Source organism: Bradyrhizobium sp., assembly GCF_049581145.1.
Classification (GTDB): domain Bacteria; phylum Pseudomonadota; class Alphaproteobacteria; order Rhizobiales; family Xanthobacteraceae; genus Bradyrhizobium.
In genome coordinates this window covers 1-12,829 of sequence record NZ_JBAURI010001106.1, presented here as the reverse complement: position 1 = coordinate 12,829, position 12,829 = coordinate 1, and the positions used below count along the sequence as shown (strand labels likewise).

Sequence of the window (12,829 nt, the reverse complement as noted above, 5' to 3'; positions counted from 1 at the left end):
GCGTGGCCGCCGGCTTGGCCTGTGCCGTCTTGTGCCTCTCCTTCTCCGCCTTTTCCCTTTCTGCCTTTTCCTTTTCTGTCGTTTCCTTTTCTGCCTTGGCGGCTTTTTCCTTTTCGTCAAGCGTTGGCTTGCGCTCGGTATGCTCGGGGGGCACTACCGGATTTTTCGGCTCCGGCGCGGCCTCGGAGGGTTTCGGTGGTGGGGGCGCGACCGTGAGCTGATCGGGGGCAGGCGGCACCTCGGGTGCCGCGAGCGCGACGGGCGGCTGTACAAGCTGCGGCGTCGGCTCAGCCTTCGGCGATTCCTTGGCCGGCTCGATGCTGGACTGCTCGACCAGCGGGGTCGGTTCGGCCGGCATGGCTTCGGGCGCGGCGGGTGCCGGCGTGCTCTGGGCCGGCATGAAGGCGACGTCGATCACCGCCGCCGTGGCCTGCCCCTCGGGCACCGGCCTCAGCAGCAGGTAGGCTGCGGCGAGCGCGACATGGAGCGAGGCGACCAGAACCGCGGCCACGGTCCACAGCGCCGCATCCTTGGCGCCTTCGGGCTCGAGCGGATCGGCCGTCATCACGCTCACGGCGCGCTCCGCATCTCGATCGCTACCAGTGCCACCTTCACATAGCCGGCGTTGCGCAGCGCGTTCATCAGCGCCATCACCTCGCCATAGGGCAGCGCCTGGTCGGCGCGCAGCAGGACCCGCTGCGTGCGGTCGGCGCCGGTCACCGCATCGAGCGCGGCGGCGAGGTTGTCGCGCGTCACCACCTCGTCGTCCACCGCCAGCGAGCGGTCCGCCTTGAAGGTCACGAAGATCGGCTTTTCCGGCCGCGCCGCCGGTTCGGCCGATGCCTGCGGCAGATTGACCGGCACATCGACCGTCGCCAGCGGAGCCGCGACCATGAAGATGATGAGCAGCACCAGCATGACGTCGATGAACGGCGTCACGTTGATCTCGTGGGTTTCCGCGAAGTCGTCATCGCGCTTGGCCAGCCGGATCGCCATGGTCACTCCGCGGAGTTGGCGAGCGCCGGTGCGTCCGCCGTGCGCCGCGTGCGCCTGGTCTCGGACGGCATGGATTGGCGGTCGAGATCGCGGCTGAGCAGCCGCAGGATCGCCACCGAGGCGTCGGCCAGCGCCGCGCGATAGCCGCCGGTCGAGCGCGCAAACGCGTTGTAGATCACGACCGCGGGAATCGCCGCGACCAGGCCGAAGGCGGTTGCAAGCAGCGCCTCGGCGATGCCGGGCGCCACCACGGCGAGGTTCGTGGTATGCGCCCGCGATATGCCGATGAAGCTGTTCATGATGCCCCAGACGGTACCGAACAGTCCGACGAACGGCGCGACCGCGCCAATGGTTGCCAGGATACCCATGCCGCGCCCGATCCGCTGCACCGCGGCCGCCTCGACCCGTTCGAGTTGCCAGGCGACACGCTCCTTGATGCCATCGGCGGGAAGGCCGCGGGATTTCTCGACCTCGTCATCGGCCACGGCAACGAGGCGGCCGACCGCATTGTTCTGCTCCGCGAGTTGGCGGACTGCATCGACGAGCGCGCGTGCCGCGAGAATGGCGATCAGCGCGCGGCGCGCGGCGCGCCGCGCCGTCCGCAATTGGATCGTCTTGACCAGCAGCACGGTCCAGGTTGCGACGGAGGCCAGCGCCAGCCCGATCATCACCGCCTTCACGACCATGTCCGCCTGCGTGAACATACTCCAGGGCGACATGGCGTCGGGCAGCGCGATGACGGCGCCGGTCCGGTCCGTCAGCGACGGCGCATCGGACGGCGAGGCGGAGGAGGCGGAAGCAGCCGGCGATGGCTCGGAGGACAACGACGATGCTCCCGCCGCTACCGGAGGATTGGCCGTATCGCCCTTCATGGCCGCGACAGGCGTGCTTGCCGGAGCAGAGACCGCGGAACTCGCTTCGGTTGGATGGCTTGCAACGCCGGCCGGCGGCGCTTCTTCAGCCAGAGCACTGAAGGATACAACGCAGGCCACGAGTGCCAGCAGGATTTGAGAGCGAAACATTGAGACACCTCGTCTGGACCGTCTTGGGTGCGGTCGTTCTGTTTGCGTTTCGTCCACGACGTCCTTCACCTCCGCCAGGTTGACTCGACGCAGGTACAATGGACCCGTTGTCTTGCGGGGCACTCTGACCTGTGAGGCAATGCCGGCTGCGCACCTTGAGCGCAATCTTCTCGCACGAGCGAAACCGATGCTGATCAATCCGCTCGGAATAGCTTACAACGGGCGAGGCAAATTGTGTCGTAGCCTTTGGGCGAAGGCACGGCAAGCACGGCAAATATCCTGAAATAATCGGAGTGAGAGTGTTCCGGCGATTTTTCCCGGACCATCGCTGCCTGCGGGAATAATTCCCGGTTTGATCGGGACAATGTCCCTGTCGTGAGACCCGCGCAGCGCGCCGGCTGCCATTGATATGGATGAAGATATTGAAACGATCATCGCGCCCGCAACTGGACGTCACCGGTCCTCGAGCCGGTCCAGCGCCAGCCGCGCAGCAACCATCAAAGCGTCGTCCCGGCCAGGTCCTCCGGGCCAGCACAGCACATCGTCACCATCTATCCGCCGCAGGCCGCGATTGCCGAGGCCATCGGGCCGATGAAGCAGAAGATCGGTCGGATCATTGACCAGCTTCATGCGATCAACGGACTCGCCAGTCATGGTGACGCCGTCAGCGCTGTCCGGTCGACGCCAGCAGGGCTTCGCGTTCAGGTGCTGGCATGGCGCGCACGCGCCGTCTGCCGACGAAGCGCATAGCGGCGAATCCCATGAGGAACATGGCTGTCTTACTGACGATACCAGAGATCGGCATGACCCAGGCCCATGTCGCCACGCTGAAGGTCAGAGCCACGAAAGCATTGGCCGCGGCTGAAGCGAACATCAGACCGGCCCAGAGCAAGCCCATAACAGCGGCAATATCCGGCACGACCGCCCGAGCGACTTCCGGCAAGTATCGGTTCATCCAGTCAGGCTTAAGCATTACGACACCAACGATCGCATAAATCACGCTTGGCTTGAACAGCACGTAGCGTGGATCGTCGGTAAGCAACGTCGCGGTCCCGCAGCAATGACGAGAAACAGGCTCAGCCACTCCATCATATCGATTGGCTTCCGGCGCACGAGCTGGGTTCCGATCTGTGCCAGACCCAGTGTCATGCCGAGCCCAATGGAAAGGGATGTATCGTGTGTCAGCAGAAACACAGCCACAAACATGATGGTCGACGCGAGATCGAGCAGCAGCAGCTTTCCCGCGTTCAAGAAGTCGCGCATCGGACGTTGAACTCTTGGCCCATCCTTCGATCGTACCTTTTTGTTGCCTCAACTCAAATTGTCGAATAAACTTGACAGTGTCAAGATGCGAAGTCAAACACACTGGACGCTGTCTAAGTGAGGTCTGAAATGAGCAGCAATGATTGGGATGCGATCGTCATCGGCTCGGGAATCGGCGGCCTGACCACCGCCGGACTGATGGCCGGGGTCGCCGGTAAACGGGTGCTGGTGCTGGAGAAGCATTCCGAACCAGGGGGACTGACTCACGTCTTCCGCCGTGACGGCGCCACCTGGGACGTCGGCCTCCACTATGTCGGGCACATGCAAGCGGGCACGCGGGAGCGCGCGCTGTTCGATTATCTGTCCGGTGGCCGACTGGCCTGGAACAAGATGCCCGACGCGTTCGAGCGCTTTGTCTATCCCGAGTTCAGCTTCACTGCACCGTCCGATGCGGGCCGCTACCAGGCGGATCTGATCAAGCTCTTTCCCGACGAGGCGCGGGCGATCCAGCGCTATTTCAAGGACGTCCGCGCCGTGCAGCGCTGGACGACGCTGGGATTCGTGCGCGCGATGGTGCCAAGACCAATCGAGCCATTGCTGCGCTTGATCCAGCGACTCAACCGGCGCAAGGCCCTGCAGACCACAAAACATTATCTGGACCGTCACTTTCGCTCTCAGCGGCTGCGCGCGCTGTTGGCCAGCCAATGGGGAGATTGCGGCCTTCCGCCGTCGCGCAGCGCCTTCGCCATCCATGCCCAGATCGTCACGCATTACCTCGACGGCGCCTGGTTCCCGGAAGGCGGTGCCGCCCGTATCGCGCGGACCTTTGAGCCGGGAATCGAGAGCCGTGGCGGCGCTATTCGCGTGGGCCAGGAGGTCACCGGCATCCTTGTGCGCGACGGTCGGGCGGCTGGGGTGAAGGTGGTCGACCGCCGAGGGCCGGAGCCCCGCGAGACGACCCTGCTTGCGCCGGTGGTGATCTCCGATGCCGGCGCGCCGATCACCTACAAGACCCTGTTGCCGACCGACGGCGCGGTCGGCGCCAAGACCGCGCCCGTGCGCGCACTGATCGACAGGTTGCAAGGCGGCTTGTCCGCTGTGACGCTGTATCTGCGGCTATCCGCGCCCGCCTCGACGATCGGGGTGCAGGGCGAGAACTACTGGATCAATACGAGTTTCGATCACGATGGGATGGTGCAGGAAATGCGCAGCCTGTTGAACGGCGCACCGCAACACGTCTATGTGTCGTTTCCATCGGCCAAGTCAGGCGAGACCACGGCGCATACGGCCGAGGTCATTTCCTTCATCGACCACCAAGGGTTCGCGGCCTGGCGCGATGAGCCCAAGGGCGCTCGCGGCGCCGACTACACGGCGTTGAAGCATCGCATCGGCGAGGGCATGCTGCGCCTGGCTGAAACCGCCGTTCCCGGGCTGACGAATCTGGTGGCCTACTCGGAGCTGTCCACGCCCTTGTCCGTGGAGGATTACACCTCGCACCCCGACGGACACTTCTATGGCCTTGCCGCGACTCCGGAGCGCTACCGGTCGGACCTGCTCGGGCCCCGCACCGCCATCGAAGACCTGTACCTCACCGGCTCGGACGCCGGGTGCTTGGGCATCGTGGGCGCGCTGATGGGCGGAGTGGGCGCAGCCTGCCAGGCCCTCGGCCCCAAGGGGTATCCGCAGATCCAGGCGGCGCTGAGGGCCGGACCGCGGCGGCAGCCGGCCCCGAGCCTGCCGCCGGAAAAACGCAGCGCCACTCTGGCCTCCAAGACGCAGCTCACGCCAACCATCTGGCGCCTTGACTTCGATCTGAGTGCGCCGATCAGTGACTTCGCGCCCGGCCAGTATGGCCGCCTGAAGGTCGCGGATTTCGAATGGCGGGACTATTCGATCGCCGATGTCGAAGGCGCGAGAGTGCGGTTTCTGATCAGCACTCGCACGGGAGGATGCGGTTCCCGCTACGTGATCAACGCCCAACCTGGCAGCGAAACCGTGATTGAACTGCCGCTTGGCCACTACGGTCTTGCACGCAACGAGCGACGGAAGGTATTTATCGCGACCGGCACGGGACTGGCGCCGTTCCTGCCGATGTTTCGTCGGCTGCGCGCCGAGGGCACCTTGGGCGATGCCGATCTCTATTTCGGCTGCCGGACGGCCGCCGAGGACATCACCGCGCACTTCGATCCCTTGCCGGGGACTGTCGTCCGATGTCTGAGCCGCGAAGCGCCGCCGCCGGGAGGCTTCGAAGGCCGCGTCTCGCAGGCCATCGTCGAACAGACGTTCGATGCGGCGCGCACGGAATTCTATCTCTGCGGCTCCGCGGCCATGGTCGCCGACTGTCGCGACGAACTGCAACGGCGCGGCGCGCGCTATATCCACATCGAGTCGTATTGATCTCTCTCTGCGTGTGACGGGGCCGCATGGGTGGTCCGTCGCCGCCATTTTCGTTCGATCAAGCCACCAAATGCCGTCATCCCGCTCGCCTCGTTTCCGCTTCGTACTGGAACGGACGAGCGCCTGTGCAATCGTCCTTCGCCCCGTTGGCGCACGCTGCGTTGCCAGGCAACGGCAGCTGACTTCCTTGAGATCTCAAGGCCAACGGGGCTTCGGAGAGCGGGCCCTATTCGACGGTGAGTTTCACGTCGATGTTGTTGCGGGTCGCGTTGGAATAGGGGCACACCTGATGAGCCTTGGCGACCAGCGCCTCGGCTTCGCTCCTGGGAATGCCCGGCAAGCCGACCGCCAGTGCGATGGTGAGGCCGAAGCCGCCTTCCTGCCTCGGTCCGATGCCGACCGTGGCGGTCACCGTCGCGTCGTTGGGCACCTTGGGGCCGCCTTGTGAGGCGACGAATTTCATCGCGCCGAGGAAGCAGGCCGCATAGCCGGCGGCGAACAGTTTTTCGGGATTGGCGCCGTCGCCGCCGGGGCCGCCCAGTTCCTTCGGCGTCGTCAGGCTCACTTCAAACGTGCCGTCCAGGGTGGCGGCGCGGCCATCGCGGCCGCCGGTGGCGCGGGCGGCGGTCTGGTAGAGAACGTTCACGGACATGGGGACTCCTGATCAATGCTGCTGGAGGGGAGAGTTACCTAGCAGACTCCTTTGCCGCCCGTTCGATCAAATGCGCCACTTCTTTCGGCTTGGAAAGGTAGACCGCGTGACTGGCGGGAACCTCGATCGTTTCGCTGCCGGCCCGCTTGGCCATGGTGCGCTCGAGATCGGGATTGATGTTGTGGTCGCGAGTGGCAACCAGCGCCCAGCTCTTCTTCTGATGCCAGGCGGCCGTCGTCACCGGCGCGCCGCCGGCGGCCTTGGCCAGCATCTGCTGGGAATGCGCCATGAACTTCGCCTCGGCGGGCGGCAGGTCGGCCGCGAAATCGGCCGGGAAGGCGGCCGGCGCAAGGTACAGGAAATCGTCCTTGGTGGCCTGCATGTCGTTGTTGGCGGGTTTGGCCTGCGAGAGCAGGCCCACCGCACTTTCACCCTTGTCGGGGATGAAAGCGGCGATGTAGACGAGGCCTGCGACATTGGGCGCGTTGCCGGCTTCGGTGATGACCACCCCGCCATAGCTGTGGCCGACCAGAAGGGCGGGGCCCTGCTGCAGATCCAGCACCCTTTTGGTCGCCGCGACGTCGTCGGCGAGTGATGTCAGCGGCTCCTGCACCACGCTGACCGTGTAGCCGTCCTTGCCGAGAATGTCGGCGACGTCCCGCCATCCCGAGCCGTCGGCGAAGGCCCCGTGGACGAGGACGACGTTCTTGACCGGCTCGGCCCGCGCCGGGGCTGCGGTAGCTGACAGAACTGCGACCGCTGCGGCCGCAGCGGCAATGGATTTAGTTGGCATCGCGCTCTCCCCTCATTATCCCGGTTCAACCGGATGGTTGAATAATCCGTCGGCTCGACAAATTGTCAACCGTTGGGTAGAATATTTTCATGGGTGGAATATTCTTGGAATCGAGAATCGAGCGGGCAGATCGCCATGATTGAGATCGGGGCCCGCAAGGAAGCCGCGTCGCGCGCCGCGCGCCTGGACGCGGTCTTCGCCGCGCTGGCCGATCCGACGCGGCGAGCAATCATCGAACGGCTTTCACGCAGCGAAGCGCGCGTGACCGAGCTCGCCGAACCCTTCCAGATGTCCTTGAACGCGGTGTCGAAACACATCCGCGTGCTGGAAGTGAGCGGCGTTGTCGAGCGGCACAGGAAAGGGCGTGACCACATTCTCTCCATCAACACCCGTTCGCTGGACGAGGTCGATGGCTGGATCGAGCGGACGCGCGGCTATTGGGAGCAGCGGCTGGACGCCATGGAGCACCTGCTGCGCGAGATCAAGAAGGAGCGCAAGTTGGGGCCCGGGGATCGCAAACCGAAGGATCTTAAGCTCAAGGCTCTCAAGCCCAAGGATCGCAAGCATGCCTCGCGATGACACGACGGGCCCGACCGTGCAGATACGCCGGCGCGTCGGCGCCACGGCGGAGCAGATCTTCGAGCTGTGGACCAAACCGGAGTTGATGGTTCGGTGGATGAGCCCGTTTCCGGGCGCGGTCGATTGCAAGGCGAGCTGTGACCTCCGCCCTGGCGGAGCCTTCAGCCTCGTGATGCTATCAGGGCAATCAAGCCGCGAGGTCTCCGGCACCTATCTGCAAATCGACCGGCCGCGCAAGCTCGTCTTCACCTGGATGGGCCCGCTGACGAACAACGTGAATACGTTGGTCACCCTCGAGCTGACGCCGCGCGGCCATGAAACCGACCTCGTGCTGACCCATGAGCGGCTGCCGACGCCGTCAATTCATGAAGGTCATACCAGGGGCTGGGGACAGATCTTGGACCATCTGGCGGACGTGGTTTCAAAAGACCTTTAAGTCCAAAGTTCGCATGCGAAGCGCTGGATAACTTTCTTGCGGCAAATCCCGCGAGGATCAGGCCAGCCTGCTGGGCTCCACGGTCTTCGCTGACATCGGCGGCCCACGCCTCAATCGGTCACAAGCAAGTTCTCGTCCGTCATCCTGTTAGCGATTATACCGGTATGATCTCACTACTTTACCCTGATGAGAAACGTACCAATATCCCGGCGGTCTTAACAGGGAGTGCTTCTCATGCGCGTATTCGTCACCGGCGCCGCCGGATTTATCGGTACCGAAACGACCAAAGAACTTATCGCAAACGGGCATCAGGTCGTCGGCCTCGCGCGCTCTGATGAGAACGTCGCGACGCTCGAGAAACTGGGCGCGGAAGTTCATCGCGGCTCGCTGCAGGACCTCGAGAGCCTGAAGAGCGGCGCAAGGGATTGTGACGGCGTGATCCATCTGGCCTTCATCCATGATTTCTCGAAATTTGCCGAGAATGGCGCGATCGACAAGACCGCCATCGAGGCAATGGGCGATGTGCTGGCAGGCACGAACAAGCCTTTCATCGTCACCTCGGGAACGGGCCTGATCGCGCCAAATGTGGTGGTCACCGAAGATATGCGGCGCGATTCCAGCCCGCATGTTCCGCGCGTGTCCGAGCAGGCCGGTCTGGCCTACGCGTCGCGTGGCGTGCGCGCGATGGCAATACGCCTGCCGCAAGTGCATGGCGCCGACGGAAAAGCTGGGTTGATCACTTATCTGGTCGAGCTCGCGCGTCAAAAAGGCGCCGCCGCCTATGTCGGCGAAGGTGCCGAACGCTGGGCTGCTGCGCACAGGCCGGATGTCGCCCGCCTCTACCGGCTTGCGCTGGAGAAGGGCGCGGCAGACGGGATCTACCACGCCGTTGGCGAGGAAGGCGTCCCCATGCGCCAGGTCATCGAAGTGATCGGCCGTGCGCTGAATGTGCCGGTCGTTTCGATCAAGAAGGAAGAGGCGGGCGATTATTACGGACCGCTGGCGATGTTCGCCGGTTTGGACATGCCGGCCTCCAGCGCTTTGACGCAGCAGCGGTTGGGCTGGACGCCCACCGGCATTGGCTTGCTCGCCGACATCGGCCAGCCGGGTTACTTCAAGGCTTGAGAGGCCGTCGAACACAAGCTCGAACACCGCGCGGCGCCCCGGCCTTGCCTGAGCCCTCTCGATCGAGAGGGACGATATTCGTGCATGACTCGGCCGTCATTCCGGGCACGCGAAGCGTGAACCCGGAATTTGGCGGTTCATGGTGCGCCAAGCCTTGGTCGGAAGTCTCGGCTCGCGATTGTCTGTTGCGCGGAAATACCGGTCCCGGTGCGGCGCCACGCATACGCCCATACCCCGGCCGCCCTTGATCTCGCCTTCGCCCTGCCGTTAGGTGTGCCGACAACAAAATCGGGAGCGAACGACGCCATGGGCCCATTGCAAGGCATCAAGGTCATCGACATGACGACCGTGCTGATGGGGCCCTATGCGACCCAGATGCTCGGCGATTACGGCGCCGACGTGATCAAGGTCGAAGCGCTCGATGGCGACGTGACGCGGCTGATCGGGCCAACCCGGCATCCCGGCATGGGGCCGGTGTTCCTCAACACCAACCGTAGCAAGCGCTCGATCTGCCTCGACCTGAAGAAGCCGGCCGGCCGCGCGGCGGTGCTGCGGTTGATCGCGTCCGCCGACGTGCTGGTCTACAATGTGCGGCCGCAGGCGATGGCGCGGCTCGACCTCGGCTACGAGGTGGTCGCAAAGCTCAATCCGCGCCTGATCTATGCCGGCGTGTTCGGCTTCGGCCAGGATGGCCCTTATGCCGCCAAACCTGCCTATGACGATCTGATCCAGGGTGCCACCGCACTGCCGGCGCTGATGGCGCAGACCGGCGACGGCGTGCCGCGCTATGTGCCGAACGCGCTGGTCGACCGCATCGTCGGGCTGACTGCCGTCGGCGCGATCTGCGCCAGCCTGGTTCATCGCGACCGCACCGGGCGCGGCCAGCGCGTCGACATCCCGATGTTCGAGACCATGGCGAGCTTCGTGCTCGGCGATCACATGGGCGGGCTCACCTACGAGCCGCCGCTCGACAAGGGCGGCTACGCCCGGCATCTGTCGCGCGACCGCAGGCCCTACAAGACCTCGGACGGCCATATCTGCGTGATCGTGTACAACGACAAGCAATGGGAGAATTTTTTCACAGCGACCGGCCGCGCCGATCTGCGCGCCGATCCGCGCTTTGCGACGTTTGCCGGCCGTGCCGTCAATATCGACATGGTCTATGGTGAGCTCGCCCGCATCTTCGAGACCCGAACCACCGCTGAGTGGACGGAATTGCTGACCAGGGCCGATGTCCCGGTCATGGCGATGCACGATCTGCAGGGTATGCTGGAGGACCCGCATCTTAACGCGACCGACTTCTTCCCCGTGGTCGACCATCCGAGCGAAGGTGCGATCCGCAACATGAAGGTGGCGGCGACCTGGTCGGACACTCCGGCCGAGCCGGTCCGGCTGGCGCCGCGGCTCAACGAGCATGGCGAGGAGATTTTGCGCGAGGCGGGTTTTTCCACTGACGAGATCGCAATCATGGTGCGCGACGGCGTGACACGGCCGGCGCCATCAGGAGCTTAAGGACCAAGCCATGGATTTCGCGCTGTCCGCCAACCAGGAATCGATCCGCGACGCCGTTGCCAAAAGCTGCGCGCGCTTCGACGACTCCTATTGGCTGAAGAGGGACAAGGAGGGTGGTTTTCCGGCCGACTTCCACAAGGCGATGGCCGATGCCGGCTGGCTCGGCATCTGCATTCCGGAAGCCTATGGCGGCTCCGGCCTCGGCATTCTCGATGCCGCGATCATGATGCGGACGATCGCGGAATCCGGCGCCGGCATGTCGGGCGCGTCCGCCATCCACATGAACGTGTTCGGGCTCAATCCCGTGGTCGTGTTCGGCACCGAAGAGCAGTGCAGGCGCATGCTGCCCGGGATCGTCGATGGCAGCGAAAAGGCCTGTTTCGCCGTCACCGAGCCCAATACCGGACTCAATACCACGCAACTCAAGACCCGCGCGGTGCGCAGCGGCGACCGATATGTCGTCAACGGCCAGAAGGTCTGGATCTCGACCGCGCAGGTCGCCGAAAAAATCCTGCTGCTGGCGCGGACCACGCCGCTGGAAGAGGTGAAGAGCCCGACCCACGGCTTGAGCCTGTTCTACACCGATTTCGACCGCCGCCGCATCGCCGTGCACGAGATCGAGAAGATGGGCCGCAAGGCGGTCGATTCCAACGAATTGTTCTTTGCTGATTTCGAGATCCCGATCGAGAACCGTCTCGGCGAGGAGGGCCGCGGCTTCCAATACATCCTGCACGGCATGAATCCGGAGCGCGTCCTGATCGCCGCCGAAGCGGTCGGCCTCGGCCAGCTCGCGCTGTCACGCGCCAGCGGCTACGCCAAGACGCGCAACGTGTTCAATCGTCCGATCGGCAAGAACCAGGCGATCCAGCATCCGCTGGCGAAGAACTGGATGGAATTGGAAGCGGCATGGCTGATGACCTTGTCGGCCGGCTGGCAATACGACAAGGGGCTGCCATGCGGGCCGGCGGCCAATGCCGCGAAGTATCTCGCCGCCGAAGCCGGCTTCCATGCCTGCGAGCAGGCGATCATGACCCATGGTGGCTTCGGCTATGCCAGGGAATTCCATGTCGAGCGTTATTTGCGCGAATCCCTGATCCCGCGCATCGCCCCGATCAGCCCGCAGCTCATCCTGAGCTTCATCGCCGAGAAGGTACTCGGCCTGCCGAAGTCGTATTGATGACGATGGGCGTGACTTTTGCGGCGGCGGACACAAGAGGGGCCCCTTGATGAGCTACATCACCGGCGTCGGTCTCACCTCCTACGGCAGGCATGAAGGCTCCTCCTCGCTTGACCTGATGAGCAAGGCCGCGGAGCTTGCGATCGCCGACGCCGGGCTGAAGCGTGCGGAGATCGACGGCATCCTCTGCGGCTACTCGACGGTCTCGCCGCATATCATGTTGGCGACCGTGTTCGCCGAGCATTTCGGGATTCGCCCGTCCTACGCACATGCGGTGCAGGTGGGCGGCGCCACCGGGCTTGCCATGAGCATGCTGGCGCATCATCTGGTCGACGCCGGCGTCGTCCGCCATGTGCTGGTGGTCGGCGGCGAAAACCGGCTGACCGGGCAGAGCCGCGACGCCTCGATCGCGGCGCTGGCGCAGGTCGGCCATCCCGATTACGAGCTGCCGCTGGGACCGACCATTCCCGCCTATTACGGCCTCGTCGCCTCGCGCTACATGCACGAGTATGGCGTGACGCAGGAGGACCTCGCCGAGTTCGCCGTGTTGATGCGCGCGCATGCGGCGACCCATCCCGGCGCCCAGTTTCAGGAGCCGATTACCGTTGCGGACGTGATGGCGTCGAAGCCGGTCGCGCTACCGCTGAAACTGCTCGACTGCTGTCCGGTCTCGGATGGCGGCGCGGCCTTCGTGATCAGCCGCGAGCCGACCGGCGAATCACGCGTGCGGGTGCGCGGCTGTGCCCAGGCGCACACCCATCAGCACATCACTGCGGCACCTGGCTTGAGCGAACTCGGGGCTGAAATCGCGATTGCGAAGGCCAAGGCGGCATCGGGCATCGCGATCTCCGACGTACGCTATGCCGCGGTCTACGAC

At 64.5% G+C, this 12,829-nt stretch carries 14 protein-coding genes and 1 pseudogene; 7 read left to right on the top strand and 8 right to left on the bottom strand.

Going from position 1 to position 12,829, the window contains the following annotated elements; all coding sequences use genetic code 11:
* From WCB02_RS35610 to WCB02_RS35585, 6 genes and pseudogenes are all read right to left on the bottom strand, one after another.
* A pseudogene (locus WCB02_RS35610) lies at nt 1-574 on the bottom strand (energy transducer TonB); the annotation flags it as partial.
* A complete protein-coding gene (exbD, locus tag WCB02_RS35605; RefSeq protein ID WP_423966149.1) occupies nt 571-996 on the bottom strand; it encodes a TonB system transport protein ExbD in 426 nt (141 codons plus the stop codon). The pseudogene WCB02_RS35610 and the gene exbD, both read right to left, overlap by 4 nt.
* Before the next feature lie 2 nt (nt 997-998).
* Entirely contained in the window at nt 999-2,018 is a 1,020-nt protein-coding gene (exbB, locus tag WCB02_RS35600; RefSeq protein WP_423966147.1) for a tonB-system energizer ExbB, read from the bottom strand.
* A gap of 453 nt (nt 2,019-2,471) precedes the next feature.
* Nucleotides 2,472-2,648 carry a hypothetical protein gene (locus WCB02_RS35595; RefSeq protein ID WP_423966145.1) on the bottom strand — a complete coding sequence of 59 codons (177 nt, stop codon included), beginning with the start codon at nt 2,646-2,648 and terminating at the stop codon, nt 2,472-2,474.
* A gap of 34 nt (nt 2,649-2,682) precedes the next feature.
* Nucleotides 2,683-3,060, bottom strand: a complete 378-nt coding sequence (locus WCB02_RS35590; RefSeq protein WP_423966143.1) for a hypothetical protein — start codon at nt 3,058-3,060, stop codon at nt 2,683-2,685.
* On the bottom strand, nt 3,015-3,281 hold the full coding sequence (locus WCB02_RS35585) for a hypothetical protein (RefSeq protein WP_423966140.1): 267 nt from the start codon (nt 3,279-3,281) through the stop codon (nt 3,015-3,017). Before WCB02_RS35585 ends, WCB02_RS35590 begins: the two co-directional genes overlap by 46 nt.
* A gap of 129 nt (nt 3,282-3,410) precedes the next feature.
* Between WCB02_RS35585 and WCB02_RS35580 the strand changes: the two genes are divergently transcribed.
* Nucleotides 3,411-5,678, top strand: coding sequence for an FAD-dependent oxidoreductase (locus WCB02_RS35580; protein ID WP_423966138.1), 2,268 nt, complete (start codon nt 3,411-3,413; stop codon nt 5,676-5,678).
* Nucleotides 5,679-5,904: 226 nt separating this feature from the next.
* Here the strand turns inward: WCB02_RS35580 and WCB02_RS35575 are convergent, their stop codons facing one another.
* Together WCB02_RS35575 and WCB02_RS35570 are read right to left on the bottom strand one after the other, a co-directional pair.
* Entirely contained in the window at nt 5,905-6,330 is a 426-nt protein-coding gene (locus tag WCB02_RS35575; protein ID WP_423966136.1) for an organic hydroperoxide resistance protein, read from the bottom strand.
* A gap of 34 nt (nt 6,331-6,364) precedes the next feature.
* Entirely contained in the window at nt 6,365-7,123 is a 759-nt protein-coding gene (locus WCB02_RS35570) for an alpha/beta fold hydrolase (RefSeq protein WP_423966134.1), read from the bottom strand.
* Between the two features lie 135 nt (nt 7,124-7,258).
* Here WCB02_RS35570 and WCB02_RS35565 point away from each other — a divergent pair, with 135 nt between their 5' ends.
* The 6 genes from WCB02_RS35565 to WCB02_RS35540 all read left to right on the top strand — a co-directional run.
* Nucleotides 7,259-7,702, top strand: coding sequence for an ArsR/SmtB family transcription factor (locus WCB02_RS35565; RefSeq protein ID WP_423966129.1), 444 nt, complete (start codon nt 7,259-7,261; stop codon nt 7,700-7,702).
* Nucleotides 7,689-8,138 carry an SRPBCC family protein gene (locus WCB02_RS35560; RefSeq protein WP_423966126.1) on the top strand — a complete coding sequence of 150 codons (450 nt, stop codon included), beginning with the start codon at nt 7,689-7,691 and terminating at the stop codon, nt 8,136-8,138. Before WCB02_RS35565 ends, WCB02_RS35560 begins: the two co-directional genes overlap by 14 nt.
* A 234-nt stretch (nt 8,139-8,372) precedes the next feature.
* Nucleotides 8,373-9,263: an SDR family oxidoreductase gene (locus tag WCB02_RS35555; protein WP_423966124.1), complete on the top strand. Its 891-nt coding sequence runs from the start codon at nt 8,373-8,375 to the stop codon at nt 9,261-9,263.
* A 306-nt stretch (nt 9,264-9,569) separates the two neighbouring features.
* Nucleotides 9,570-10,775, top strand: a complete 1,206-nt coding sequence (locus WCB02_RS35550; RefSeq protein WP_423966122.1) for a CaiB/BaiF CoA transferase family protein — start codon at nt 9,570-9,572, stop codon at nt 10,773-10,775.
* A gap of 10 nt (nt 10,776-10,785) precedes the next feature.
* Complete coding sequence (locus WCB02_RS35545) at nt 10,786-11,952, top strand: acyl-CoA dehydrogenase family protein (RefSeq protein ID WP_423966120.1); 1,167 nt, start codon at nt 10,786-10,788, stop codon at nt 11,950-11,952.
* Between the two features lie 49 nt (nt 11,953-12,001).
* Nucleotides 12,002-12,829 (top strand): thiolase family protein (locus WCB02_RS35540; RefSeq protein ID WP_423966118.1); only part of this gene is annotated, 828 nt, incomplete at its 3' end.